Below are 25,101 nucleotides of genomic sequence, written 5' to 3'. Positions count from 1 at the left end.
TGAGGGAATATGAGTAAAGCGGTAGTAGAGTTGAAAGACTTACAAACACACTTTCAGACAGAAGAAGGAACAGTAAAAGCTGTGAATCATGTTAGTTTTACAGTTCGAGAAGGTGAAACTGTTTGTGTTGTAGGTGAATCTGGTTGCGGGAAAAGTGTAACGGCTTTATCTATTATGGGACTTATTGCTGAATCAGGCAGTGTAGTAGGTGGAGATATTTTATATGAAGGAAAAAGTCTTTTAGGAATGAAAGAGAAAGAGCTTCGTAGTTTACGAGGGAATGATATTGCGATGATTTTCCAAGAACCGATGACATCGCTAAATCCAGTCTTTACTGTAGGGGAACAAATTGTAGAGACGTTAAGGGAGCATGAACTGCTTAGTAAAAATGAAGCATATAAGAAGGCGATTGAGTTAATTCGTAAAGTCGGTATAGCTCGTGCGGATGAAATCGTCCATTCTTATCCACACGAACTAAGTGGTGGTATGTTACAACGTATTATGATTGCTGTTGCACTTAGTTGTAATCCGAAGTTATTAATTGCGGATGAACCGACAACGGCTCTTGATGTTACGATTCAGGCTCAAATATTGGATCTATTAAGACAAGTGAAAGAAGAATTTAAAACATCGATTTTATTAATTACACATGACTTAGGTGTCGTAGCAGAAATGGCGGATTACGTTGTCGTTATGTATGGCGGGAAAGTTATTGAAGAAGCCCCAGTACTAGAAATATTCCAAAATCCGAAGCACCCGTATACGAAAGGTTTGTTGAAATCAAAACCAGTGATGGGTAAACGAATAGATAAACTATATTCTATTCCAGGGCAAGTTCCTAATTTAGTTGGTTTGGATGAGTTTTGCTACTTTAGTGGTCGTTGCGAGCATTGTATGGAAATATGTAAAGAAGAAGTGCCAAGTTTGAATCTACATGATGAGAATCATAAAGTTGCTTGCTGGTTATATGAGGAGCGTGCGGAACAATGAGTGAACCATTATTAGAAGTAAAGAACTTAAAAACATATTTTCCAATTAAAGGCGGCATATTTAGTAGAACGGTTGGACATGTAAAAGCAGTTGATGGAGTAAGTTTTACTATTAATAAAGGTGAAGTATTCGGCCTCGTTGGTGAATCGGGAAGCGGAAAAACGACGATAGGAAAAACAATTTTACGTCTCGTTCAAAAAACGGAAGGGGAAGTGAAGTTTAAAGGGCAAGATGTTCACTCTTTATCTAAGGAAGAATTGAGAAAACATCGTCCTAATATGCAACTTGTTTTCCAAGATCCATTTAGCTCATTAAATCCGAGAATGAGAATTGGGGAAGCGCTTGGTGAGCCGATGTTAGCTCATGGATTAGCGACGAAAGAAAATGTTCGTGAGAAGGTGACAGAAGTATTAGAGTTATGTGGCTTAGCTCCATATCATATTGACCGGTACCCTCATGAGTTTTCTGGTGGACAACGTCAACGTATCGTTATTGCAAGAGCTATGGTATTAAATCCAGAATTTATTGTGGCTGACGAACCTGTGGCAGCACTAGATGTATCTATTCAAGCACAAATCATTAATTTATTTAGTGAGTTACAGGAGAAAAAAGGACTATCTTATTTATTCATTTCACATGATTTAAGCGTAGTAGAGCATTTATGTACGAAGATTGGAATTATGTATTTAGGAACAATTGTGGAAACAGCGCCACGTGATGAGTTATTTATAAATCCGCTTCATCCGTATACAAAAGCATTGTTATCGGCTGTGCCAATACCAGATCCAACAGTGAAGCGAGAGCGAATTATATTAGAAGGTGATATTCCAAGTCCAGCGAACCCACCTTCAGGTTGTCGCTTTCATACACGCTGCCCGTTTGCAACAGATATTTGTAAACAAACGGTACCTGAATTTCGTAATGTTGGTGAGGAGCATTTTGTTGCTTGTCATCATGTATAAAAGAAAAAGGACTCTTTCAAATAGAAAGAGTCCTTTTTTTATTTACTAGATGAAGTTTGTTTTAATACAAATTGCTCGATTGCATGAGCAACACCATGTTCATTGTTTGTTAATGTTACAACATCACATAGTTTTTTTACATCTTCTTCAGCGTTTCCCATTGCAACTGATAAACCAGCTGCTTCTAACATGGGTACATCGTTAAAATTGTCACCGATAGCAACTGTATCTTCAATTGATATATTAAAATGGGCTGCCATTTGTTTCAGTCCATTTCCTTTATGTCCATTCTTGTCCATAATTTCTAAATTAGTAGGAGCAGATGCTGTAACCATAATATCAGTATCTTCTTGTAACATACTTAATAGCTGTGCGCGATGCCCTGCGTTAAATGTCAAAATAAAGAATTTAGATATTTCTAATTCTGGATTGTTTACAACATCTTCAATTTTTTGGAAATCAGTAATTAAGTTTGATTTCTTTTGTTTTTCTGTAATTCTTTCAAGTTCCTCAAGCGTAACATCTAGTGCATGCTTGTTCTCTTCGAACGCTTGCATGACTTGATCTTGCCATGTATATGGAGAATAAACTCCTTTATTCGTATATAGCTTATAAGGAAAACCTTCAGATTCTAGTAATTTTGCAAGCTTGTATACTTTATCATTTTGTAAACAACGCGAGTTAATTACTTTTCCATCCACATAAACAATTGCCCCATTGCTCGCTCCAACTGGAAGAGATAGTTTATATTCTTCCAATAATTTCAAAGCATCCTCTTTTGCACGACCAGAACAAATCATGACTATATGACCAGCCTCTTTTGCAGTTTGGATAGCTTGTAAGTTCTCTTTGGAGATTTCAAGACTAGATGATAGTAGTGTTCCATCCATATCTAATGCGATTAATTTCAAAATGACCACCTCTTTGTTTTTATTATACATAGTTATATGGAGGAAACATATAAACTTATCTTGGAAAGATTGTATTTTATCTCGTATGAACTATCAGTAAGAATTTGATAGATTCCACTTTATTAATGAAGGATTTATCTTAATTTGTAACAAAAGTAGAGGTGAGTATGGCGATATTTCGTTATATGACTGTAATGTTACAATAACATTACAAACATAAACTTAGTAGAAAATGCATTAAAACAAGGTTTTTAAGGGTGTTTATAAAAAAACGTAAAAAAAGTGTAATAAAATTTACGTAATTATATTGCAACGTAACAATAGTTATGTTACATTAATGTTACAAACGTTACGTTATTAAATTTAATGTAACGTCAACATAAAAACTATGAAATAAACATTTCTTAGAAATTACATATAGATAAATTATTAAAAGGAGGATACATAATATGAAAGAGCAAGTATTACAAGTAACAAAAGGTGACTTCGTAGGATCAGCAAGTGGAGCAGTAGTGTTAACGGCGTTAATCGTATTTCTATCAAGCGTATTAGTATAATAAAAGTTTTGTAACAAAAGAAGAGAAGGGAGAATGAAAAACATGAAGGAGCAAGTATTACAAGTAACAAAAGGTGATTTCGTAGGATCAGCAAGTGGAGCAGTAGTATTAACAGCATTAATCGTATTTTTATCAAGCGTGTTAGTATAATAAAAACTTTGTAACAAAAGAAAAATGAGAGGAGAATGCAAAATGAAAGAGCAAGTATTACAAGTAACAAAAGGTGACTTTGTAGGATCAGCAAGTGGGGCAGTAGTATTAACAGCATTAATCGTATTTCTATCAAGTGTATTAGTATAATAGAAGTTTTACATTATACAAAACGAAAGGAGAATGAGGAATATGAACAGTGAACAAGTGTTACAAGTAACAAAAACAGATTTATTAGGATCATTAGGTGGAGCGGTAGTATTAACATCATTTATTCTATTCCTTGCAAAAGTATTAGTATGAGACATATAAATACAATCATTCAAAAAAAATAAAGACTCTAGCATATTAGTAAGTAATTAATATGTTGGGGTCTTTTTTATTTTTCTTCTATATATCCCTTCAAGTATGAATAGCCCCTCTATATTTTAAAGAGAAAAAAGTCGAATTTTATATGTAAGAAAAAAAGAGGAATTTGACAGAAAAGATAGAAAATTTTAAAGGTCAGAATTTGTTAGCTTGCTAACTAATTTCTATTGATTGATGTTGGAAGCGTTTTCGGTTGGTTTTAAGTATGAACCATTTAATCTATTTACAGGGGGATGAGGATTTTATGAAACAAAAATCTATGGATACGCTAGCTGCACAAATGGAGGACTTTTTTCCAGTACGTGATGTAGATCATTTGGAGTTTTACGTAGGAAATGCAAAGCAATCAAGTTATTATCTTGCGAGAGCATTCGGATTCAAAATTGTGGCTTACTCTGGATTAGAAACTGGTAACCGTGAAAAAGTATCTTATGTTCTTGTGCAAAAAAATATGCGTTTCGTTGTGTCTGGGGCTTTAAGTAGTGACAATCGTATTGCAGAGTTTGTAAAGACTCATGGTGATGGCGTGAAAGATGTGGCATTACTTGTTGACGATGTTGATAAAGCATACTCAGAAGCGGTGAAACGTGGTGCCGTCGCAATTGCTCCGCCTGTAGAGTTAACAGATGAGAACGGTACATTGAAAAAAGCAGTTATTGGTACGTATGGTGATACAATTCATACGCTTGTAGAGCGTAAAAATTATAAAGGGACATTTATGCCAGGATTCCAAAAGGCTGAGTTTGATATTCCATTTGAAGAGTCAGGTTTAATTGCTGTAGACCATGTAGTTGGTAATGTTGAAAAGATGGAAGAGTGGGTTAGTTATTACGAGAACGTTATGGGCTTTAAACAAATGATCCATTTTGATGATGATGATATCAGTACAGAGTATTCAGCATTAATGTCGAAGGTTATGACAAATGGAAGTCGTATTAAGTTCCCTATTAACGAACCAGCAGATGGAAAGCGAAAATCACAAATTCAAGAATATCTAGAATTCTACAATGGAGCAGGTGTACAACATCTTGCTTTACTAACAAATGACATTGTTAAAACAGTAGAAGCGCTTCGTGCAAATGGTGTGGAGTTTTTAGATACACCAGATACTTATTACGATGAATTAACTGCACGAGTTGGAAAAATTGATGAAGAAATTGATAAGTTAAAAGAATTAAAGATTTTAGTAGATCGCGATGATGAAGGCTATTTACTACAAATTTTTACGAAACCAATTGTAGATCGTCCAACTTTATTTATTGAAATCATTCAACGTAAAGGTTCTCGCGGATTTGGAGAAGGAAACTTTAAAGCGTTATTCGAATCGATTGAAAGAGAACAAGAGCGTCGCGGAAATTTATAAAATTTATATCCACCAGCAAAAACTCCTTTGTTGGTGGAAATTTCATTTTCATAGGGAGGAATCAGGATGAAATTCGTTACATTTCGTCTTCCTTCGAAAGAAATGCGAGCTGGATGGCTTGAAGGTGGCAAGGTAATTGATATGAATCTTGCTAGTGGTGGGAAATTACCTTCTTCTATGTTCGCCTTTTTAGAGAAAGCGGATGAGTATGTAGAAGTGTTGCGTAATATTAAGAATCCGGAAAAGGGCATATATTCCTTAGAAGAAGTACAATTAGCAGCGGCAATTCCTAATCCGAGTAGTATGCGGGATTTTTACGCGTTTGAACAGCACGTAAAAACGGCACGTAGCCGAAGAGGGTTAGATGTTGTACCTGAATGGTACGATATCCCGGTTTTTTATTTTACGAACCATCGTGCTGTAATTGGTCCAGATGATGTTGTAATTAGTCCGAAGAAATCTAAAAAACTTGATTATGAGTTAGAGATTGCTTGCGTAATTGGGAAAGAAGGAAGAAATATTTCTCGTGAACAAGCAGAGGAATATATTTTTGGTTATTGTATTATGAATGATTGGAGTGCAAGGGACTTACAAGCAACAGAAATGAAGGTAGGACTTGGTCCAGCAAAAGGAAAAGATTTTGCAACTTCATTAGGAGCGTACCTTGTTACGAAAGAGGAACTAGATATTTATCGTAATGGTGACCGTTATGAGTTAGAGATGACTGCTCATGTAAATGGAAAGCTATTATCAAAAGGGAACTTTCGAGATATTTACTATACATTTGCTGAAATGATTGAACGTGCTTCGGAAGACGTTACGCTATACCCAGGCGATGTAATTGGTTCTGGAACAGTAGGAACAGGTTGTATTTTAGAACTGGGTACAGAAGAGTGGCTACAAGATGGTGATGTGGTAGAACTTACGATTACTGGTTTAGGTACGTTACGTAATACGGTCAAAATAGAACGGGAAGCAGGTGATGGGCATGTTTTATCGTCACATGGGGGAGCTACCTCATAAACGACATGTACAATTCCGTAAAAAAGATGGATCGCTTTATCGTGAGCAGGTAATGGGAACAAAAGGTTTTTCTGGTACGCAATCTATTTTGTACCATCATTATATGCCAACGGAAGTAGGGCATGCGGCATTATCTCATTCTTGTCAGTTGCAGTATGAAGAAGATGTAGCTCTTGCTCATCGTCATTTTCGCACGAAAGAAAATAAAAAAACTGGCGATGCAGTAAGCGGAAGAAACTTTATGCTTGGGAATGAGGATTTATTAATTGGAGTAGTGACTCCAACAGAAAAAATGGACTATTTCTACCGTAATGGTGATGGCGATGAAATGTTATTTGTTCATTACGGAACAGGGAAAATTGAAACGATGTTTGGAACGATTCACTATCGAAAAGGCGATTATGTAACAATCCCAATTGGAACGATTTATCGTGTTATTCCTGATGAAGGAGAGACTAAGTTTCTTGTTGTAGAGGCGAATAGCCAAATTACAACACCGCGTCGCTATCGCAATGAGTATGGACAATTGTTAGAGCATAGTCCGTTTTGTGAGAGAGATATTCGTGGCCCGGAAAAATTAGAGACGTATGATGAAAAAGGTGAGTTTGTCGTAATGACAAAGTCGCGAGGGTATATGCATAAACATGTTTTAGGACACCATCCGTTAGATGTAGTTGGATGGGATGGCTATTTATATCCGTGGGTCTTTAATGTAGAGGACTTTGAACCAATTACAGGTCGTATTCATCAGCCACCTCCAGTACATCAAACGTTCGAGGGTCACAATTTCGTTATTTGCTCTTTCGTACCACGTTTATACGACTATCATCCAGAATCTATTCCGGCCCCGTATTATCATAGTAACGTGAATAGTGATGAAGTACTGTACTACGTAGAAGGTAACTTTATGAGCCGAAAAGGTGTGGAGGAAGGGTCTATTACACTTCATCCGAGCGGCATTCCTCATGGGCCACATCCTGGGAAAACAGAGGCGAGTATAGGGAAAAAAGAAACGCTTGAATTAGCTGTTATGATAGATACATTCCGTCCGCTTCGTATTGTAAAACAAGCACATGAAACAGAAGATGAAAAATATATGTATAGCTGGATTGAAGAGGGATCATATACTGTGAAATAAGTAAAAAGAGGCATGCTCAATAACGGAGCATGCCTCTTTCATGGAATCGACATGTATAATAATACCAAAGAAAGTTATAGAAAGATATATAGAAAGAATGATAAAAATCGTGCATATTCATAAGAGTTTCTACTTATTTCGACAAAAGTATTGACTGGGGAAAGTACTATGAGTAAAATAAAAAAGCGAATTAAAAATTTTCAGAAAATTTAAAACTTGGAGGAGCATGCTATGAAGCAAATTTTTCAAAAGAAGCCTATTGCAAAGTTAATGCAAGAGAGTAAACAAAAGACGTTAGCAAGAACATTGGGCGCACTAGATTTAACGATGCTTGGAATCGGGGCAATTGTTGGAACGGGTATTTTTGTTCTAACGGGCGTGGTAGCAGCGAAACATTCTGGACCAGCTATTATATTATCATTTGCGATAGCCGCGTTAGCATGTGCCTTTGCTGCATTTTGTTATGCTGAATTTGCTTCTTCAGTTCCTGTCTCAGGCAGTGTGTACACGTACACATATGCGACGATGGGAGAAGTATTCGCATTTTTAATTGGATGGGACTTAATGCTTGAGTATTTACTTGCAACCTCTGCTGTGGCAAATGGTTGGTCCGCGTACTTCCAATCTTTATTAAAGGGATTTGGAATTCATATTCCTATCATCCTTTCCTCAGCTCCTGGTACAGGAAAGGGTGGAATAATTGATTTACCTGCCGTTCTAATTATTTTAGTGATGACGGTTCTTTTATCTAGGGGTGTTCGTGAAAGTGCACGTGTAAATAATATTATGGTATTTATTAAACTAGCGGTTGTTCTTATTTTTATCTTTGCTGGTTTTAATTATGTGAAACCTGAAAACTGGACGCCTTTTATGCCATTTGGCTTAGATGGTGTAATGGCTGGAGCTGCTACAGTGTTCTTTGCATTTATAGGGTTTGATGCAGTTTCAACGGCAGCAGAAGAAGTGAAACGTCCACAACGTGATTTACCAATTGGTATTATTGCATCTTTATTAATTTGTACAGCTCTTTATATTGTTGTTTCGCTTATTTTGACAGGGATTGTTCCATACGGACAGTTAAATATATCAGATCCAGTCGCTTTTGCACTTCAATTTATTGGACAAGATAGTTTAGCAGGAGTCATTTCGGTAGGGGCAATTACAGGGATCACAACAGTAATGTTAGTTATGATGTATGGGCAAGTACGTGTTTCGTATGCAATGAGTAGAGATGGGTTATTGCCGAAGCGTCTTGCTAAAGTTCACCCTAAATTTAAAACACCGTTTTTAAATACGTGGACAACAGGAATTATTGCAGCACTTATTTCAGGATTAATAGATTTAAATGTATTAGCGCATCTTGTAAATATGGGGACTTTATCAGCCTTTGCACTTGTAGCTGTTGCTGTTATTGTAATGAGAAGAACTCATCCTGATTTACCAAGATCATTTAAGGCGCCGCTTGTACCATTTTTACCAGCGTTAACAGTAATTTTTTGTTTATACTTAATGCTTCAATTATCCGGAACGGCTTGGATTAGTTTTGGCGTATGGATGGTTATTGGTATTGCGGTTTACTTTTTATATAGCCGAAAACATAGTGCTTTAAATAATAGTAAAGACGAAGACGATGTAGCAAATTTATAAGTAGGAAAATCCATTCTAATTCTGTTGGAATGGATTTTTTTATTTGAAAATTTACATTTTTCTGAATCTATTATAAGATAATTGTTGGTGAACTAAAGGGGTGAAATGATGAAGAATACGTGGCGTGAATTAAGGGAGATGGACCGTAACGTATGGATTCGGTTTATTGGTGAGACGTTAAATGGAATTGCAATGATGATGTTGATGCCTTTCTTTGCATTATATTTAAAAGATAAGGTAGATTCGTTATTACAGGTTGGAGTTATTATGGCGCTTTCTCCAATTGCTGCGAGTTTTGGATCCATTATAGGGGGAAGAATCGCTGATATATATGGAAGAAAGCCGATTATGATATTTTCGATGGTGAGTAATGCATTATTAATGCTCGGTTTTTTATTTATAGAAGGATTTATTCCGTATGCGATTTTATCAATTTTTTTAGGGTTAAGTAATTCGCTATTTCATCCAGCTGCATCAGCGATGGTTGCGGATGTAACAGTGCCAGAAAAAAGAACAGAAGCATATGGTTTGTTGCGGATGGGGCATAATATAGGTGCTGCAATTGGCCCGATAATGGGGGCTTCAGTAGTTATGTTGTCGAAGAACCTTGTGTTTATTATTGCCTCGTCTACGATGTTATTCTATGCATTGCTTGTATTCGTTCTTATTCAAGAGACAATGCCAAAGATTGCGAATGAGGAAGAGGATAAAGAAAAGGAATCAGGAGTGGTGTGGAAAGTTGTATTGCGAGATAAGGCACTCATGATTTATTTATTAGCAGGTATCATTATTTCGATGGGATTTTCTCAAACAGAAGGTATGTTGCCATTGCACTTTGATAATGAAATGAAAGATATTTTTGGAACTAACAATCCATACCCATATTTAATGGCGTTAAACGGACTATTAGTTGTGTTGTTCCAATTTCAAATTTCAAAATGGGCCACAGATAAACCTGTCGGAAAGACGATGTTATATGGTGCATGTTTGTTCGGGATAGGTTTGTTTTTTATAGGTTGGTTACCGAAGTGGTTTGGAGGATTAGATACGAATGCTACAATTATTTTAATAACGTTACTGTTTGTGTATGCCATATATACATTAGGCGAGATGATTATGTCGCCTGTACAGATGACGTTTGTAGCGAATTTGGCCCCTGAGCATTTAAGAGGGACTTATATGGGGGCTGCAAGTTTGCAGTGGATTACAGGAAATGCATTTGGTCCACTTCTTGGGGGGTTTTTATTAGATCGATTACTTGGTCACTTCCTATTTACAATTTTAGCTATAGGATGTGTAGTTGCAGGTGTTGTATATATTTCTTTAGATCGTCTCGTTGAACAAAGGCAAAAAGGCACGCTAACCAAACAATCTTCTTAATAATTAGATGACATACACAAAACAGGGATTTCTACATATTTTAGGTACATAACTAGATTGGGTTGCAATTTTATCCCACTTTAATGGGCAGTAAGACCCTCACCTCAAAATTCAGCGAAAGCAAGGAATTTAGGTGGGGGATCAACTGCCCATAAAAGTCCGATTGGTTCAACTAATAATTAGTAGGGGATGAAGCCCCCCACTGATTAAAGTTTCACTTTATATATTTATGAAGAAATTTAAGTGGAAAAAGTATAGAAAACTAATAAGTGGTGTCATTTAATTATTTGTGGAAGTTGCATTTTATTTCAAATAGGAACTACCTATTTTTATAAAAAGTGCTAAAATAGAAAAATGAAAACAATTGGTTAGGGTGATTTCAGTGACAAAAATTAAATTAGGTTTATTATATGGTGGAAAATCAGCTGAGCATCAAGTTTCGCTACAAACGGCTCTTGCTGCTATTAAAGCATTAAATCAAGATAAATTCGAGATTCATCCAATTTATATTACAGAACAAGGTCAATGGGTACGCGGTGAGCGTATTGAAGGTGAAGTAACAGATGTTGAAGTTCTAAAAATGAGCGGTGCAGAAAATGCGATTTCTCCGCTATCATTAAGCACAGAAATCATTCCATCTGCAAATGCTGAGGAAAATGCTATCGACGTTATTTTCCCATTACTACATGGACCAAATGGTGAAGATGGAACGGTACAAGGATTATTAGAATTAATGAATATTCCTTATGTAGGAAATGGTGTTCTAGCATCTGCTGCTGGTATGGATAAAGTTGTTATGAAAAACATCTTTGCAGAAGCTGGATTGAAACAAGCAAAATATGCATCATTTATTCGTAGTGCATGGGAAAAAGATCGTGAAACAGCATATGAAAAAGTAGAAGAAGTATTAGGTTACCCTTGCTTCGTAAAACCAGCAAACCTTGGTTCAAGTGTTGGGATTAATAAGTGTAAAAATCGTGAAGAACTTGAGAATGCATTTGAAGAGGCATTCCAATTTGACCGTAAAATTATTGTGGAAGAAAATATCGTTGGACGTGAAGTAGAAGTTGGTGTACTAGGTAATGATGAACCGAAATGTTCAGTTGTAGGTGAAATCGTACCTAAAAAAGACTTCTATGATTATAAGTCGAAATACATCGATGGTGATACAGCGTTAATTATTCCAGCTGAAATGACAGAAGAAGAGTCTAATGTTATTAAGCGAGATGCGATTGTTGCATTCCAATCGTTAGATGGTGCTGGCTTAACGCGAGCTGATTTCTTCTTAACGAAAGATGGAGAAGTATACATTAACGAAGTGAATACGATGCCAGGATTTACGCCGTTTAGTATGTTCCCTCTACTATGGCAACATACTGGATTACCGTATCCAGAATTAATTGAAGAGCTAATTCGTTTAGCAATGGAGCGTCACGAAGAAAAACAAAAAATTAAATATACAATCTAACAAAAAAAGGAGGAGGCACTATTCGAAGGAATAGTGCTTCCTCTATGTAAGGAGTGTTTTTATGATAAATCGAACGTTAAAACAAGTAGAACAAATGACAAATGGTACGGGATTAGCAGAGCAGTATGAGGGAATTACTATACAAGGAGTGTCTATTGATACGAGAAAAATCGAAAAAGGAAACTTATATGTTCCGATTCAAGGTGAACGTTTCGATGGACATGCTTTTGTAGATAAAGCTGTTGAAAATGGAGCTGTGGCGACATTATGGATGAAAGATGTAGCAAATCCACCTGAGAATCTTCCGGTTATTTTTGTAGAAGACACGCTATCAGCATTACAAATGTTAGCAAAAAACTATCGCGACCAATTGGATGTTAAAGTGATTGGTGTGACAGGTAGTAACGGTAAAACATCTACAAAAGATATTGTAACAAGTCTTCTTGCGACTAAATTCAAAGTTCAAAAAACAGAAGGAAACTTCAATAATCATATCGGGCTACCTCTTACTATTTTAAACTTAGAAGAAAATACAGAAGTAGCTGTATTAGAAATGGGAATGTCAAGCCGTGGGGAAATTGAATTCTTATCTAAGTTAGCTCGTCCAAATGCAGCTATCATTACGAACATTGGTGAAGCGCATTTAATGGACTTAGGCTCTCGCGAGGCAATTGCTGAAGCGAAATTAGAAATTGTGACAGGATTACAAGAAGGTGGAGTGTTCGTATATAACGGAGATGAGCCATTATTAACGAATCGTGTTCCTGAAATGAATTTAATAGCTGAAACAGTTACGTTTGGTGATGCTAGAGCAAATGATTACTATCCAACGACTGTAACGTTACAAGCAACTGGGACACACTTTAAAATGAATAGAGAAGAAAATATTTCATTCTATCTACCGGTATTAGGGAAACACAATGTGTATAATACGCTTGCTTCTATGGCAATTGCGAAACATTTTGGTGTAACGTGGGAAGAGATGAAAGAAGGTTTAGTAACACTTCAAATGACAGGCATGCGTATGGAAATTGTAAAAACAAATAGTGGATTAACAATTATCAACGATGCTTATAATGCAAGTCCAACAGCTATGGAAGCAGCATTCCACCTAATGAATGGTTTAGATGGATTCTCTAAAAAAATTGTTGTTCTCGGCGATATGTTAGAGCTTGGAGATCAAGAAGTACAGTTTCATTATGAGGTAGGTAAATTAATCGATCCAGCAAAAATCTCCTATGTGTTCACATATGGTAAATTAGGGGCTCAAATTGCTGAAGGAGCGAAAATTAATTTCCCTAACGAACGTGTAAAGGCTTATGATAATAAAGAAGAGTTAGTAAAAGAGTTGCAAGCAGTAGTCGATGCAAAAGATGTTGTATTAATAAAAGCATCTCGCGGTATGAAATTGGAAGAAGTAATTACGATGTTGAAATAATTGGTGTATATAAATAGGGATGATAGCAACGAAAAAAGAAGAAACTTATAATAAGCGCTTACAGTAAATATAAAAAAATAAAAGTGAAGAAAAAACCTCTGAATATGAAAATAAGGTAACAGTTGGGTTTGCTTTTTACACATACAAAACTTATAATTGATAAAGTGTAATAACGTTTAGAAGTATTTTCGTGAAGAATATACGCCCGTTTATATACGTGAGCATTCAGGAAAAGGGCTTTTCCGCAAATTCGGAAAACGCCTTTTTTTAAATGATAAGTATAGGATAGAAAAGGAGAAGTAACATTGACAACATTTCGAGAATTAGGATTAAGTGATTCTTTACTGCAATCTGTTGAAAGTATGGGCTTTGAAGAGGCTACGCCAATTCAAGCTGAAACAATTCCACATGCATTGCAAGGTAAGGATATTATTGGGCAAGCACAAACAGGTACAGGGAAAACAGCAGCATTCGGATTACCACTATTAGATAAAGTGGATACACATAAAGAATCGGTTCAAGGTATTGTTATCGCACCAACGCGTGAATTAGCAATTCAAGTTGGAGAAGAGCTATACAAAATTGGTAAACATAAACGCGTTCGTATCTTACCAATTTACGGTGGTCAAGATATTAACCGCCAAATTCGTGCTCTAAAAAAACACCCACACATTATTGTTGGTACGCCGGGTCGTATTTTAGATCATATTAACCGTAAAACACTTCGCTTACAAAACGTAGAGACAGTTGTTCTTGACGAAGCGGATGAAATGTTAAACATGGGCTTCATTGAAGATATTGAAGCAATTTTAACAGATGTGCCAGAAACACACCAAACATTACTATTCTCAGCGACAATGCCGGATCCAATCCGTCGTATTGCTGAGCGTTTCATGACTGAGCCTCAACACATTAAAGTAAAAGCAAAAGAAGTAACAATGCCAAACATTCAGCAGTTCTATTTAGAAGTGCAAGAAAAGAAAAAGTTTGATGTATTGACACGCTTATTAGACATTCAATCTCCAGAGCTTGCGATTGTATTCGGTCGTACAAAGCGTCGTGTTGATGAATTATCAGAAGCATTAAATTTACGTGGTTATGCTGCGGAAGGTATCCATGGTGATTTAACTCAGGCGAAACGTATGTCTGTATTACGTAAGTTCAAAGAAGGTTCTATTGAAGTTCTTGTTGCAACAGACGTTGCTGCACGTGGTCTTGATATTTCAGGTGTAACACACGTATACAACTTCGATATTCCACAAGATCCAGAATCATACGTTCACCGTATTGGCCGTACTGGTCGTGCAGGTAAAAAAGGTATTGCAATGCTATTTGTAACACCACGTGAATCTGGACAATTAAAAAATATCGAGCGTACAACAAAACGTAAAATGGACCGCATGGATGCACCAACACTTGACGAGGCACTAGAAGGTCAACAACGTTTAATCGCTGAAAAACTTCAAAACACAATTGAAAATGAAAACTTAGCATACTACAAGCGTATTGCGGAAGAAATGTTAGAAGAGAACGACTCTGTAACAGTAGTAGCTGCTGCTTTAAAAATGATGACAAAAGAGCCAGATACAACTCCAATCGCTTTAACATCAGAACCACCAGTTGTTGCAAGAGGTGGCGGTTCTAAAAAACGCGGCGGTAACGGAGGCGGATACCGTGATGGTAACCGTAATCGTAGTCGTGATGGACGCGGTGGCGATGGTCGTAACCGTGACCGCAATCGTGATGGTCGTAATCGTGACGGTAACCGTGATCGCAATCGTGATGGCGGCAACCGTGGTCGTCGTGGAGAAGGTCAAGGTCGCCCAGGATCTTCAAACGGACGCGGCGAAAGAAAACATCATAGCCGTAAGCCACAAGCTTAATAGTAAAAAAGAGAATGCCCTTTTCCGGCATTCTCTTTTTTTATTTCTGTAATTGTACATACTACATAATAACTTGTGTAGAAATGAGGTGCTACATGCTTGTAAGACTTGGGTATGTTGCGATGAGTGTACATTTGAAAAACGCATCCCCATCTCAAACGATGACGTACGCGCAGTTTCAAAAAATAGATGATCGGGAAGCGGCGATTCGTAAACTTGAAAGAATTGCTAATTCGAATTTGGAAAATTGCTTACGGTTATTAAAACATAACAAAGGCCATGATATATCCTTTTTTCGACTTAGTTCCAAGTTGATTCCTTTAGCGAATCATGAGGAGTTGTTAGAGTGGAACTACATTCGTCCCTTAAAAGAAAATTTAAAAGTGCTAGGTGATTACGCTATTCGAATGAATATGCGTATTGATTTTCATCCAGATCATTTTGTTGTACTTAATTCACCCGAGGAGAATATTTTTAAACAATCTGTCAAGACATTACAAATGCATAGAAAATTATTAAAAGGTATGGGAATTGAACATAAGCAACGATGTGTAATGCATGTTGGGGGCGGATATAAAGATAAAGAGCTCGCATTAGAGCGTTTTATAGAGAATTGGTCTAACGTCCCAAGAGGTATTCAGGAAATGATTATGTTAGAAAATGATGATACAACTTTTACGCTCGAGGACACATTATATTTAGGAGAAAAGTTGGACATTCCCGTTGTATTTGATTTACATCATCATATGATGAATCATGATCGAGAAGATTGGCATGAAGATTGGGCGCGTGTTGTACATACGTGGGAATCGTCTTTGTTACCGGTGAAAATGCACATTTCTAGTCCTAGAGAGGGAAAAGACCCAAGGGCACATGCGGACTTTATTAATGTAGATACTTTTTTATCTTTTTTAAAAAAGATAAAAGGAAGTGTTCCGCAAATTGATTGTATGATTGAAGCGAAGAAGAAGGATGAGTCTTTATTTCAACTCATGAGAGATTTAAGTGAACAAACAGATGTGGAAATTGTCGATGGTGCGAGCTTTTATATTAAATGAGCTCTGCACCATCGAGTTTTTTTATTAATAAAGGGGTGCAAATACCACCAATGATCAATCCTGTTAAATGGCTGATAGGGTTGGCAGAGGGATTGAAGAAAGTGAATAGTAGTAATATACATATCATAATTGAAAAAATAGCGATGTCTCTTGGATTGGAAGAACGATATCGGCTATACAATAGAAATAACTGTGCACCTAGCAATCCGAAAATGCCACCAGATGCCCCGGCATGAATGTATTCATGAGGCATAATAAGGTAAGACGAAATATTTCCGAGAATGCCAGAAAGGAAAAAAATAATGATGAAAGAAAAGTGCCCTAGTTGTTTTTCAATAGAAGAGCCAAGCATGAATAAACAAATACTATTAGAAAGAAAATGTTGTAAGTCTACATGTACGAGCAGGGAAGTTATGAGACGCCACCATTCTCCTTTAGCGATATATTCATTAGAAGCTGCCATAGGAAAGAGGGAAAAATCCCCTAATATAATCATGATTAATTGTATGAGAAGTAAAGCAATGGTGATGGGTTGTAAGGAAATGCGGGCGGATGGTATTAGCATATGGTGAGTATCACTCCTTTTGCATCAGAAAGATTCTCTGTTATTCTTACAATATGAAAAAAGAAAGCTAAATAGAAGAAGGGGATTTTGAAATGATTGTAGGGATTGGAATCGATATTATTGAATTGAATCGAATTGAAAAAATGATAGATGGAAAGCTTAAATTTATGGAACGTATTTTAACTGAAAGTGAACGTAATGTTGCTAAGGGGCTGAAGGGAAGCCGCCTTACAGAGTTTGTAGCTGGAAGATTTGCAGCGAAAGAGGCGTATTCAAAAGCGGTAGGGACTGGTATCGGGAAAGAAGTGAGTTTTTTAGATATTGAAGTAAGAAATGATGATAGAGGCAAGCCGATTCTTATTACAAGTACAGAGCATATTGTTCATTTATCAATTAGTCACAGTAAGGAATTTGCTGTTGCTCAAGTTGTTTTAGAAAGCTCGTCACGCTAGTCTGCATATTTTATATCTTTGTCTCATATATTTGTGGTAGCGATAAGGAAGGTACATCTTCCATTCATTTATAGGGGCAAAGGGGCTGAAGTGATGAAAAGGCGTCTGTTTTTAGTTCTTGTCGGTTTATTAACCGTTTTTGTGTTGGCCGGTTGTATGGAGAAGAAACAAGATGATGTTGTGAGAGATTTAGAGGCGAAAGTAAAAGGGTTGAAAAGCTATCAAGCTGAAGCGAAATTATCTATTAAAACAGGGAATGAGCCTCAGGAGTATAAGGTAGAAATATGGCATAAGGAACCTTCTTTTTATCGTGTGAATTTGCAGAATGCGAAAAAAGATCAAAGTCAAATTATTTTAAGAAATGAAGAAGGAGTATTTGTATTAACGCCAGCTCTTAATAAGAGTTTCCGTTTCCAAAGTGATTGGCCGCAAAATAGTAGCCAGGCTTATTTATACGAATCTCTTGTGAGAGATATTTTACAGGATAAGAAAAACCTTACTTTTGAAAAAACAGATAAGCATTATATTTTTAAAACAAAAACAAACTATCAGCATCAAAACATGTTGCCGAGACAAGAGATTACGTTGAAGAAAAGTGATTTAACGCCAGTTTCGGTGAAGTTAATGGATAATGATCAAAATGTTCTTGTGAAAGTAGATTTCTCTAAAGTGAAATTCGACGCGAAATTTGATAAAGGTGCATTTGATACGAAACAAAATATGTCTAGAGCGCAAGTAGATGTTCAAACGACAGCGAAAGAAGACAAACCGTTTGCTATTTTATATCCACGTGATACGCCACAAGGTATGACTTTGAAAGATGAAAAAGAGTTGAAGACAGACAGTGGCAAGCGTGCAATACTCACATACACTGGAAGTAAGAAATCCTTTACTTTAATACAAGAAAAGGCAAAAGTTGCAGAGGCTTCGTCAGCAATAAGTGTGAGCGGAGAATTGGTTGATCTTGGCTTTACAATTGGAGCATTGACGAAAGACTCTTTAACGTGGTCGCATAACGGAGTAGAATATATGCTCGTGTCTAAAGGTTTAGAGCCGAAGGAGCTATTAATGGTTGCTCGTTCAGTTACAGAGAAGCAAGTGAAGTAACTTCTTAGACGTGGTGATATATGTGCACCACGTCTTTTCTTAGTTTGAAGGGTGGATTTCATAAAAGAAGCATATAAAAGAATAAGCTTCGCATATCGTGTATAAGGAAGTGTATTTATGGAAGAAGCACCATTTTACCGTGACACTTGGGTGGAAGTGGATTTAGATGCCATTTATAACAACGTTACACATATTAAAGAATTTATCCCGAGTGGTGTAGAAATTTTTGCCGTAGTTAAAGGGAATGCATATGGGCACGATTATGTACCGGTGGCTAAAACAGCATTAGAAGCGGGGGCGACAAGGTTAGCAGTTGCGTTCTTAGATGAAGCTTTAGTGCTTCGAAGAGCTGGTATTACTGCGCCGATTTTAGTGTTAGGTCCTTCTCCTCCTCGTGATATAAATGTAGCTGCTGAAAATGATGTAGCATTAACTGTTTTTCAAAAGGAATGGGTAGATGAAGCAATCAAACTTTGGGATGGTTCGTCTACGATGAAATACCATATTAATTTCGATAGTGGTATGGGGAGAATTGGAATACGTGAACGTAAAGAATTAAAAGGATTTTTAAAAAGCTTAGAAGGTGCACCATTCTTAGAATTGGAAGGAGTTTATACACATTTTGCAACAGCAGATGAGGTGGAGACTTCTTACTTTGATAAGCAATATAACACATTTTTGGAGCAGTTAAGTTGGTTGAAAGAATTCGGAGTGAATCCTAAGTTTGTTCATACAGCTAATAGTGCTGCAACGCTACGTTTTCAAGGGATTACATTTAATGCAGTACGAATTGGCATTGCGATGTATGGGTTATCTCCATCTGTAGAAATACGCCCTTTTTTACCGCTTAAATTAGAACCAGCGCTATCATTGCATACGAAAGTTGCTCATATTAAACAGGTGATTAAAGGGGATGGAATTAGTTATAACGTCACTTATCGAACGAAAACTGAAGAATGGATTGCGACCGTTGCAATTGGTTATGCAGATGGCTGGCTTAGAAGATTACAAGGATTTGAAGTGCTTGTAAATGGTAAAAGGGTACCGATTGTGGGTCGAGTAACGATGGATCAATTTATGATACACCTTCCTTGTAAAGTGCCTCTTGGTACGAAAGTTACACTCATCGGAAGGCAAGGAGATGAATATATTAGCGCTACAGAGGTTGCGGAATATTCAGGAACTATTAATTATGAAATTATTACAACGATTAGTTTCCGTGTGCCGAGAATATTTATACGGAACGGTAAAGTTGTGGAAGTAATCAATTATTTGAATGATATATAGAAGGTAGTATGATTTGCTTCTTGTCATGTGAGAGGACTTTTCGTTGGCTAAGAATAAGTTCGTTTTTTGACGAGAAGCTTTTTACTTATCATTACTTTTAACATAATTTAACGTGGAAACTCTTCCGTTTCTTGTTGTAATGAGATAAAAAATAAAAGAATATGAATGTTTTGTTTGTGAATTGGAAAACATAAGCAAGGAATAAGGAAGTCTTTGCAACAGGCTCCATACAATGGTATTATTACAATAGGTGTCATATATATATTTGGGTGTGTAGTTGACGGTGGAGGTGTATTTTTGTGTCCGAATCAAGTGTAACTACTGAAATCGTGGTTCGGTTGCCAAAGCAAATGGTAACGGAATTGGACGGAATTGGAAAACAAGAGAATAAGAATCGCCATGAACTAATTTGCCAGGCAACACAACTGTTATTGCGTCAACATAAGACGAAGAAACGCTACCAACATGAATCAATGCGACGTGGGTACATTGAAATGGGAAAAATTAATCTTGGTATTGCATCTGAAGCTTTCTTAGCAGAGTATGAAGCAGCTCATACAGTAGAACGCTTAGTTAGCGGGGGGTAATATTTTGATTGTAAAACGCGGCGACGTGTATTTTGCAGACCTTTCCCCAGTTGTTGGTTCTGAGCAAGGAGGCGTTCGTCCGGTTCTTGTCATTCAAAATGACATCGGAAATCGTTTTAGTCCAACGGTGATTGTAGCGGCTATTACTGCACAGATTCAAAAAGCGAAATTACCCACTCATGTGGAAATTGATGCGAAAAAGTACGGTTTTGAGAGAGATTCTGTTATTTTACTTGAGCAGATTCGAACAATCGATAAGCAGCGCTTAACGGACAAAATCACTCACTTAGATGAAGTGATGATGATTCGTGTAGATGAAGCGCTACAAATTAGTTTAGGACTAATAGATTTTTAAATCGGCAGTTTAAGTTGCTCTCTTTGAAGGGCAACTTTTTTTATTATAGAGGAGGTTACGGTTGTATATGGAAATGGTAGATAATCGACAAGCGTTAATGAAAATGTTAGTGAAGGAATTAGGCTTTACCGAAAAGCAAGTTCGTCATGTTATTCAATTAACAGAAGAAGGTAACACAGTTCCATTTATTGCTCGTTACCGAAAAGAATGGACAGGCTCTTTAGATGAAGTGCAAATTCGTACAATTTTAGAGAGATGGCAATATATAATGCAGCTTGAAGATAGGAAAGAAGAGGTTCTTCGTCTTATTGATGAGAAGGGGAAACTGACAGGAGAATTACATCAGCAAATTGTGAAAGCTACAAAGTTGCAAGAAGTAGAAGATTTATATCGTCCGTATAAAGAGAAGAGAAGAACGAAAGCAACGATTGCAAAAGAAAAAGGGTTAGAGCCATTAGCTGAATGGTTATTGTTATATACGAAAGAAGATCCGAATCAGAAGGCAATAGAGTTTATAAATGCCGAGAAAGAAGTGCAATCTGCAGAGGAAGCATTGCAAGGTGCTCAAGACATTATTGCAGAAATCGTTTCAGATGAAGCGGCATATCGTAGTTGGATTCGGAATGTTACTTTTCGAAAAGGTGTTATGTCCTCGGCTGTAAAAGATGAAGAGAAAGATGAAAAAAATATATATGAAATGTATTACAGTTATGAAGAACCGTTGCAGAAAGTCGTGCCGCATCGCGTATTAGCGATGAATCGAGGTGAGAAAGAAGATATATTGAGAGTTTCTGTTGTTCCACCAGTAGATGAGATAGTAACTTTCTTATATAAGAAAGTAATTCGTGATAACGATTCAAAAAGTGCACAGTATGTAAAGTTAGCAATTGAGGATGGTTATAAACGATTAATTCAACCCTCTATTGAAAGGGAGATTCGAAAAGAATTAACAGAAACAGCTGAGGAACAAGCGATACATATTTTCTCTGAGAACTTACGTAATTTGTTATTACAACCTCCGATGAAAGGAAAGGTTGTGTTAGCTGTAGACCCTGCATATAGAACGGGGTGTAAATTAGCTATCGTAGACGATACGGGAAAAGTTTTATATATTGATGTTATTTATCCGCATCCACCAGTGCGTAAATATGAAGATGCAAAAGCGAAAGTTCTTTCTATTATAGATAAATATCAAGTTGAAATGATTGCGATTGGGAATGGTACAGCTTCTAGAGAATCGGAAGAATTTATAGTTGATGTATTACAAAATGTGGAACGAGAAGTCTTCTATATTATTGTAAACGAAGCTGGTGCGAGTGTGTATTCGGCTTCTGATTTAGCACGTGAGGAATTCCCGGATTTACAGGTTGAAGAAAGAAGTGCGGTTTCTATTGGTAGGCGTCTGCAAGACCCACTTGCTGAACTTGTAAAGATTGATCCGAAATCAGTTGGGGTTGGACAATATCAACATGATGTGTCTCAAAAAAGATTAAATGAATCATTAACGTTTGTAGTAGAGACAGCAGTTAACCAAGTCGGTGTGAATGTAAATACAGCTTCAGTTGCGTTGTTACAATATGTTTCAGGCTTATCAAAAACTGTTGCGAAAAATATTGTAGCAAAGCGTGAAGAAGAAGGGAAATTTACAAAACGAACAGACTTAAAGAAAATACCACGTCTAGGTGCGAAGACATATGAACAATGTATAGGTTTCTTACGTATATTAGAAGGGGCAAATCCGTTAGACCGTACAGGTATTCACCCAGAACAATATAAAAATGTTGAATTGTTATTAAAGAGTCTAGGTTTATCAAAAGATGACGTAGGGCAACCACAATTACAAAAGAGTTTAGAAGAAGTGGAGATTTCTAAGTTGTCGCAAGAAACGGGAATTGGAGAGCCAACATTAGTCGATATTATAGATGCACTCATTAGTCCAGAGCGAGACATGAGGGATGAGTTGCCTAAACCGCTTCTGAAAAAAGGGATTTTGAAATTAGAAGATTTAAAACGTGGTATGGAACTGGAAGGAACAGTTCGTAACGTTGTTGATTTCGGTGCTTTCGTTGATGTAGGTGTGAAACAAGATGGGTTAGTACATATTTCTAAACTAAGCAAACAATACGTGAAGCATCCGTTAGATGTTGTATCTGTCGGACAAATCGTCAAAGTATGGGTAGATGATATTGATACGAAAAAAGGTCGCGTTGCATTATCTATGTTGCCGATTGAATAGTAAGAGAAGAGAGCAGATGAAACTGCTCTTTTTTTATAGGATAAAACGTGTAATGGATTAGGAACTTTGATGTATTTTGCTATAATAAAACCAGCATTCATTTAGTAATTTAATTTGATACCGGTTTTTTTCAAAATATGCGCGTTGCATTTGTTTTTTGAGCCATGTAGGCATAGGAATCCCTCCTTGTTTAATCCTACTCTCATAAATGTAAAGTACTATTAATGAGAGGTTGGTGAGTGGATTTCTATTTTTGCTATGTTTTTAGAAACCACGCTTCTTGAATGAGGATGGGTATATGTACTATTTAATATATGTATAAGAGAGGAGAAAAGTGTAAAAATATTTTTTTGTTTAGGAGGAATGAAAATGGATGAGCAAGAAATACAGCGGCTAGTGGAAGAAGTATCACTACAATATTTCGGAATGCCGTTTTTACATAAAGCAATGTTTAATAGTAGGTTGCGTACAACTGGTGGACGTTATCTGTTGAATACACATAATATTGAACTGAATTATCGATATTATGAAATGTATGGGAAAGAAGAATTAGTTGGGATTGTTAAACATGAACTTTGTCATTATCACTTACATATTGCGGGAAGAGGGTATAAGCATCGGGATAAGGATTTTCGAGAATTATTAAAGGCAGTTGATGCACCACGCTTTTGTAAACGAATGATAAATGAAGAGAAGGGCAAAAAGGTTTATATGTATGAATGTATGGAATGCTCACTTCAATATGTAAGGAGGCGTCAAATAAATACAAAAAGATATGTCTGCGGAAAGTGTAAAGGGAAACTAATCTTGATAAAGAAAACATCTTGACAGTGAAAACGCAATCCAGTATATTATAAACATGTCACGTTTGTACAAGATGTTGTGAAAAAACCTCTTGACTTACGATAAGAATTTTTATAAGATACAAATTGTCTTTATTATTCCGCAGTAGCTCAGTGGTAGAGCTATCGGCTGTTAACCGATCGGTCGTAGGTTCGAGTCCTACCTGCGGAGCCATACAGAGAAGTACCCAAGTGGCTCAAGGGGCTCCCCTGCTAAGGGAGTAGATCGCGAACGCGGTGCGAGGGTTCGAATCCCTTCTTCTCTGCCATTCATATTGGCCCGTTGGTCAAGTGGTTAAGACACCGCCCTTTCACGGCGGTAACACGGGTTCGAATCCCGTACGGGTCACCACTTCGGAGGATTAGCTCAGCTGGGAGAGCACCTGCCTTACAAGCAGGGGGTCGGCGGTTCGATCCCGTCATCCTCCACCATAATATTATAATGAAAAGTAAAATGATATTAATGTAAAGATTAAATGGTCCCGTGGTGTAGTGGTTAACATGCCTGCCTGTCACGCAGGAGATCGCCGGTTCGACCCCGGTCGGGACCGCCATTTTAACTTCTGCTAATTGGCAGTTGTTTTTTATTGGTCATTATGGTACAATAACATTTGTCTTTGAAAATAAGATAAGTATTTCGATGGGCTATAGCCAAGCGGTAAGGCAACGGACTTTGACTCCGTCATGCGCTGGTTCGAATCCAGCTAGCCCAGCCATTTACGAGCCATTAGCTCAGTTGGTAGAGCATCTGACTTTTAATCAGAGGGTCGAAGGTTCGAGTCCTTCATGGCTCACTTTTGTTTTTTCCGCGCGGTCGTGGCGGAACGGCAGACGCGCTAGGTTGAGGGCCTAGTGGGGGAAACCCCGTGGAGGTTCAAGTCCTCTCGGCCGCATCAAAAATCTTTTGAAAAAAGTACTTGCATTTAAAAATGTAGTATGATAAGATAATTGAGTCGCCAAAATACAACGACGAAAAAACATCATGAATAAGCGCCCGTAGCTCAATTGGATAGAGCGTTTGACTACGGATCAAGAGGTTAGGGGTTCGACTCCTCTCGGGCGCGCCAATTACGGGAAGTGGCTCAGCTTGGTAGAGCACCTGGTTTGGGACCAGGGGGTCGCAGGTTCAAATCCTGTCTTCCCGACCACGCGGGTGTAGTTTAGTGGTAAAACAAGAGCCTTCCAAGCTCTGGTCGAGAGTTCGATTCTCTTCACCCGCTTTTAGTTCTTTGAAAACTGAACGAAACAAACAACGTGAAACGTCAATTTTTATTTTAGATGCTAGACAAACTAACTTTATTGGAGAGTTTGATCCTGGCTCAGGATGAACGCT

The 25,101-nt window shown here is 37.2% G+C and carries 25 protein-coding genes and 11 tRNA genes; 33 read left to right on the top strand and 3 right to left on the bottom strand.

The features are described 5' to 3' along the window. Positions 1-9 precede the first annotated feature (9 nt). Both ACTFSI_RS23640 and ACTFSI_RS23635 read left to right on the top strand, forming a co-directional pair. The gene (locus tag ACTFSI_RS23640; protein ID WP_000030798.1) at positions 10-990 is read left to right on the top strand and encodes an ABC transporter ATP-binding protein; all 981 of its coding nucleotides are present in this window, start codon (positions 10-12) and stop codon (positions 988-990) included. After that, on the top strand, positions 987-1,952 hold the full coding sequence (locus ACTFSI_RS23635; RefSeq protein WP_001294511.1) for an ABC transporter ATP-binding protein: 966 nt from the start codon (positions 987-989) through the stop codon (positions 1,950-1,952). Before ACTFSI_RS23640 ends, ACTFSI_RS23635 begins: the two co-directional genes overlap by 4 nt. Positions 1,953-1,990: 38 nt before the next feature. Here ACTFSI_RS23635 and ACTFSI_RS23630 read toward each other — a convergent pair whose 3' ends face one another. Further along, positions 1,991-2,863: a Cof-type HAD-IIB family hydrolase gene (locus tag ACTFSI_RS23630; protein ID WP_000766439.1), complete on the bottom strand. Its 873-nt coding sequence runs from the start codon at positions 2,861-2,863 to the stop codon at positions 1,991-1,993. 449 nt (positions 2,864-3,312) lie between these two features. Here ACTFSI_RS23630 and ACTFSI_RS23625 point away from each other — a divergent pair, with 449 nt between their 5' ends. The 13 genes from ACTFSI_RS23625 (at position 3,313) to uvsE (ending at position 16,337) form a co-directional block, all read left to right on the top strand. Continuing rightward, positions 3,313-3,420, top strand: a complete 108-nt coding sequence (locus ACTFSI_RS23625) for a DUF3948 family protein (RefSeq protein ID WP_000664237.1) — start codon at positions 3,313-3,315, stop codon at positions 3,418-3,420. A gap of 33 nt (positions 3,421-3,453) precedes the next feature. Continuing rightward, positions 3,454-3,570, top strand: a complete 117-nt coding sequence (locus ACTFSI_RS23620; protein ID WP_001984868.1) for a DUF3948 family protein — start codon at positions 3,454-3,456, stop codon at positions 3,568-3,570. A gap of 42 nt (positions 3,571-3,612) precedes the next feature. Then, on the top strand, positions 3,613-3,720 hold the full coding sequence (locus tag ACTFSI_RS23615) for a DUF3948 family protein (RefSeq protein WP_000664237.1): 108 nt from the start codon (positions 3,613-3,615) through the stop codon (positions 3,718-3,720). Between the two features lie 33 nt (positions 3,721-3,753). After that, a complete protein-coding gene (locus ACTFSI_RS23610) occupies positions 3,754-3,873 on the top strand; it encodes a DUF3948 family protein (RefSeq protein ID WP_001984893.1) in 120 nt (39 codons plus the stop codon). A 310-nt stretch (positions 3,874-4,183) separates the two neighbouring features. After that, on the top strand, positions 4,184-5,302 hold the full coding sequence (gene hppD / locus ACTFSI_RS23605) for a 4-hydroxyphenylpyruvate dioxygenase (RefSeq protein WP_000810913.1): 1,119 nt from the start codon (positions 4,184-4,186) through the stop codon (positions 5,300-5,302). A 66-nt stretch (positions 5,303-5,368) separates the two neighbouring features. After that, the gene (locus ACTFSI_RS23600) at positions 5,369-6,325 is read left to right on the top strand and encodes a fumarylacetoacetate hydrolase family protein (RefSeq protein ID WP_138322553.1); all 957 of its coding nucleotides are present in this window, start codon (positions 5,369-5,371) and stop codon (positions 6,323-6,325) included. Then, on the top strand, positions 6,291-7,463 hold the full coding sequence (locus ACTFSI_RS23595) for a homogentisate 1,2-dioxygenase (RefSeq protein ID WP_000499913.1): 1,173 nt from the start codon (positions 6,291-6,293) through the stop codon (positions 7,461-7,463). Before ACTFSI_RS23600 ends, ACTFSI_RS23595 begins: the two co-directional genes overlap by 35 nt. 231 nt (positions 7,464-7,694) lie before the next feature. Beyond that, a complete protein-coding gene (locus ACTFSI_RS23590) occupies positions 7,695-9,110 on the top strand; it encodes an amino acid permease (RefSeq protein WP_138322552.1) in 1,416 nt (471 codons plus the stop codon). A gap of 108 nt (positions 9,111-9,218) precedes the next feature. Continuing rightward, complete coding sequence (locus tag ACTFSI_RS23585) at positions 9,219-10,490, top strand: MDR family MFS transporter (RefSeq protein ID WP_138322551.1); 1,272 nt, start codon at positions 9,219-9,221, stop codon at positions 10,488-10,490. Positions 10,491-10,872: 382 nt separating this feature from the next. Then, positions 10,873-11,958 (top strand): D-alanine--D-alanine ligase, encoded by a 1,086-nt coding sequence (locus tag ACTFSI_RS23580; protein WP_000161443.1) that lies wholly within the window; start codon positions 10,873-10,875, stop codon positions 11,956-11,958. A gap of 61 nt (positions 11,959-12,019) precedes the next feature. Then, positions 12,020-13,396 (top strand): UDP-N-acetylmuramoyl-tripeptide--D-alanyl-D-alanine ligase, encoded by a 1,377-nt coding sequence (gene murF / locus ACTFSI_RS23575; protein ID WP_000610682.1) that lies wholly within the window; start codon positions 12,020-12,022, stop codon positions 13,394-13,396. Between the two features lie 305 nt (positions 13,397-13,701). Further along, positions 13,702-15,279, top strand: coding sequence for a DEAD/DEAH box helicase (locus ACTFSI_RS23570; protein WP_000206582.1), 1,578 nt, complete (start codon positions 13,702-13,704; stop codon positions 15,277-15,279). A gap of 95 nt (positions 15,280-15,374) precedes the next feature. Further along, complete coding sequence (gene uvsE, locus ACTFSI_RS23565; protein ID WP_000961156.1) at positions 15,375-16,337, top strand: UV DNA damage repair endonuclease UvsE; 963 nt, start codon at positions 15,375-15,377, stop codon at positions 16,335-16,337. Here uvsE and ACTFSI_RS23560 read toward each other — a convergent pair. After that, complete coding sequence (locus ACTFSI_RS23560; protein WP_000906920.1) at positions 16,330-16,902, bottom strand: rhomboid family intramembrane serine protease; 573 nt, start codon at positions 16,900-16,902, stop codon at positions 16,330-16,332. The genes uvsE and ACTFSI_RS23560 overlap by 8 nt on opposite strands. Before the next feature lie 92 nt (positions 16,903-16,994). On the opposite strand from ACTFSI_RS23560, the gene acpS reads away from it, so the two are divergent. From acpS to ACTFSI_RS23530, 6 genes are all read left to right on the top strand, one after another. Further along, positions 16,995-17,354 (top strand): holo-ACP synthase, encoded by a 360-nt coding sequence (acpS, locus tag ACTFSI_RS23555; protein WP_000635037.1) that lies wholly within the window; start codon positions 16,995-16,997, stop codon positions 17,352-17,354. Between the two features lie 156 nt (positions 17,355-17,510). Next, positions 17,511-18,461, top strand: a complete 951-nt coding sequence (locus tag ACTFSI_RS23550) for a LolA family protein (RefSeq protein ID WP_025388382.1) — start codon at positions 17,511-17,513, stop codon at positions 18,459-18,461. A gap of 117 nt (positions 18,462-18,578) precedes the next feature. Continuing rightward, positions 18,579-19,748 (top strand): alanine racemase, encoded by a 1,170-nt coding sequence (gene alr, locus ACTFSI_RS23545; RefSeq protein ID WP_000390609.1) that lies wholly within the window; start codon positions 18,579-18,581, stop codon positions 19,746-19,748. A 299-nt stretch (positions 19,749-20,047) separates the two neighbouring features. Next, positions 20,048-20,335 (top strand): antitoxin EndoAI, encoded by a 288-nt coding sequence (locus ACTFSI_RS23540; protein WP_000004570.1) that lies wholly within the window; start codon positions 20,048-20,050, stop codon positions 20,333-20,335. 4 nt (positions 20,336-20,339) lie between these two features. Then, the gene (gene ndoA / locus ACTFSI_RS23535) at positions 20,340-20,690 is read left to right on the top strand and encodes a type II toxin-antitoxin system endoribonuclease NdoA (protein ID WP_000635963.1); all 351 of its coding nucleotides are present in this window, start codon (positions 20,340-20,342) and stop codon (positions 20,688-20,690) included. 67 nt (positions 20,691-20,757) lie between these two features. Then, a complete protein-coding gene (locus tag ACTFSI_RS23530; protein WP_000426219.1) occupies positions 20,758-22,926 on the top strand; it encodes a Tex family protein in 2,169 nt (722 codons plus the stop codon). A gap of 57 nt (positions 22,927-22,983) precedes the next feature. On the opposite strand, the gene cmpA is transcribed toward ACTFSI_RS23530, so the two are convergent. Further along, positions 22,984-23,100, bottom strand: coding sequence for a cortex morphogenetic protein CmpA (gene cmpA / locus ACTFSI_RS23525; protein WP_001143642.1), 117 nt, complete (start codon positions 23,098-23,100; stop codon positions 22,984-22,986). Between the two features lie 195 nt (positions 23,101-23,295). Here cmpA and ACTFSI_RS23520 point away from each other — a divergent pair, with 195 nt between their 5' ends. From ACTFSI_RS23520 to ACTFSI_RS23465, 12 genes are all read left to right on the top strand, one after another. Next, positions 23,296-23,754 carry a SprT family protein gene (locus tag ACTFSI_RS23520; RefSeq protein ID WP_000344246.1) on the top strand — a complete coding sequence of 153 codons (459 nt, stop codon included), beginning with the start codon at positions 23,296-23,298 and terminating at the stop codon, positions 23,752-23,754. A gap of 114 nt (positions 23,755-23,868) precedes the next feature. Continuing rightward, a tRNA-Asn gene (locus tag ACTFSI_RS23515) sits at positions 23,869-23,943 on the top strand. A gap of 3 nt (positions 23,944-23,946) precedes the next feature. Next, positions 23,947-24,037: transfer RNA gene (locus ACTFSI_RS23510), tRNA-Ser, on the top strand. A gap of 8 nt (positions 24,038-24,045) precedes the next feature. Continuing rightward, positions 24,046-24,120: transfer RNA gene (locus tag ACTFSI_RS23505), tRNA-Glu, on the top strand. A 4-nt stretch (positions 24,121-24,124) separates the two neighbouring features. Further along, positions 24,125-24,200 (top strand) — tRNA-Val (locus ACTFSI_RS23500). A gap of 46 nt (positions 24,201-24,246) precedes the next feature. Beyond that, positions 24,247-24,322, top strand: a tRNA-Asp gene (locus ACTFSI_RS23495). Positions 24,323-24,409: 87 nt separating this feature from the next. Beyond that, positions 24,410-24,484 (top strand) — tRNA-Gln (locus ACTFSI_RS23490). Positions 24,485-24,489: 5 nt separating this feature from the next. Beyond that, positions 24,490-24,562, top strand: a tRNA-Lys gene (locus ACTFSI_RS23485). Between the two features lie 16 nt (positions 24,563-24,578). Further along, a tRNA-Leu gene (locus tag ACTFSI_RS23480) sits at positions 24,579-24,661 on the top strand. Positions 24,662-24,758: 97 nt separating this feature from the next. Further along, positions 24,759-24,835 (top strand) — tRNA-Arg (locus tag ACTFSI_RS23475). Between the two features lie 4 nt (positions 24,836-24,839). After that, positions 24,840-24,916 (top strand) — tRNA-Pro (locus tag ACTFSI_RS23470). A gap of 1 nt (position 24,917) precedes the next feature. Further along, positions 24,918-24,988 (top strand) — tRNA-Gly (locus tag ACTFSI_RS23465). Positions 24,989-25,101 lie beyond the last annotated feature (113 nt).

The organism is Bacillus cereus group sp. MYBK101-2 (assembly GCF_051918845.1).
Lineage (GTDB): Bacteria > Bacillota > Bacilli > Bacillales > Bacillaceae_G > Bacillus_A > Bacillus_A paranthracis.
Note: the sequence above shows the minus strand (reverse complement) of the source record. Positions and strands in the feature narration are given on the sequence as shown.

Bases quoted from the DNA above. Each gene is read 5' to 3' on its own strand.
- ACTFSI_RS23590 (WP_138322552.1), top strand. From the start codon at position 7,695: ATGAAGCAAATTTTTCAAAAGAAGCCTATTGCAAAGTTAATGCAAGAG.
- cmpA (WP_001143642.1), bottom strand. From the start codon at position 23,100: ATGCCTACATGGCTCAAAAAACAAATGCAACGCGCATATTTTGAAAAA.
- ACTFSI_RS23550 (WP_025388382.1), top strand. From the start codon at position 17,511: ATGGAGAAGAAACAAGATGATGTTGTGAGAGATTTAGAGGCGAAAGTA.
- alr (WP_000390609.1), top strand. From the start codon at position 18,579: ATGGAAGAAGCACCATTTTACCGTGACACTTGGGTGGAAGTGGATTTA.
- hppD (WP_000810913.1), top strand. From the start codon at position 4,184: ATGAAACAAAAATCTATGGATACGCTAGCTGCACAAATGGAGGACTTT.
- ACTFSI_RS23600 (WP_138322553.1), top strand. From the start codon at position 5,369: ATGAAATTCGTTACATTTCGTCTTCCTTCGAAAGAAATGCGAGCTGGA.
- ACTFSI_RS23625 (WP_000664237.1), top strand. From the start codon at position 3,313: ATGAAAGAGCAAGTATTACAAGTAACAAAAGGTGACTTCGTAGGATCA.
- ACTFSI_RS23530 (WP_000426219.1), top strand. From the start codon at position 20,758: ATGGAAATGGTAGATAATCGACAAGCGTTAATGAAAATGTTAGTGAAG.
- ACTFSI_RS23595 (WP_000499913.1), top strand. From the start codon at position 6,291: ATGTTTTATCGTCACATGGGGGAGCTACCTCATAAACGACATGTACAA.
- ACTFSI_RS23635 (WP_001294511.1), top strand. From the start codon at position 987: ATGAGTGAACCATTATTAGAAGTAAAGAACTTAAAAACATATTTTCCA.
- ACTFSI_RS23640 (WP_000030798.1), top strand. From the start codon at position 10: ATGAGTAAAGCGGTAGTAGAGTTGAAAGACTTACAAACACACTTTCAG.
- ACTFSI_RS23610 (WP_001984893.1), top strand. From the start codon at position 3,754: ATGAGGAATATGAACAGTGAACAAGTGTTACAAGTAACAAAAACAGAT.
- acpS (WP_000635037.1), top strand. From the start codon at position 16,995: ATGATTGTAGGGATTGGAATCGATATTATTGAATTGAATCGAATTGAA.
- uvsE (WP_000961156.1), top strand. From the start codon at position 15,375: ATGCTTGTAAGACTTGGGTATGTTGCGATGAGTGTACATTTGAAAAAC.
- ACTFSI_RS23585 (WP_138322551.1), top strand. From the start codon at position 9,219: ATGAAGAATACGTGGCGTGAATTAAGGGAGATGGACCGTAACGTATGG.
- ACTFSI_RS23620 (WP_001984868.1), top strand. From the start codon at position 3,454: ATGAAAAACATGAAGGAGCAAGTATTACAAGTAACAAAAGGTGATTTC.
- murF (WP_000610682.1), top strand. From the start codon at position 12,020: ATGATAAATCGAACGTTAAAACAAGTAGAACAAATGACAAATGGTACG.
- ACTFSI_RS23560 (WP_000906920.1), bottom strand. From the start codon at position 16,902: ATGCTAATACCATCCGCCCGCATTTCCTTACAACCCATCACCATTGCT.
- ACTFSI_RS23520 (WP_000344246.1), top strand. From the start codon at position 23,296: ATGGATGAGCAAGAAATACAGCGGCTAGTGGAAGAAGTATCACTACAA.
- ACTFSI_RS23615 (WP_000664237.1), top strand. From the start codon at position 3,613: ATGAAAGAGCAAGTATTACAAGTAACAAAAGGTGACTTTGTAGGATCA.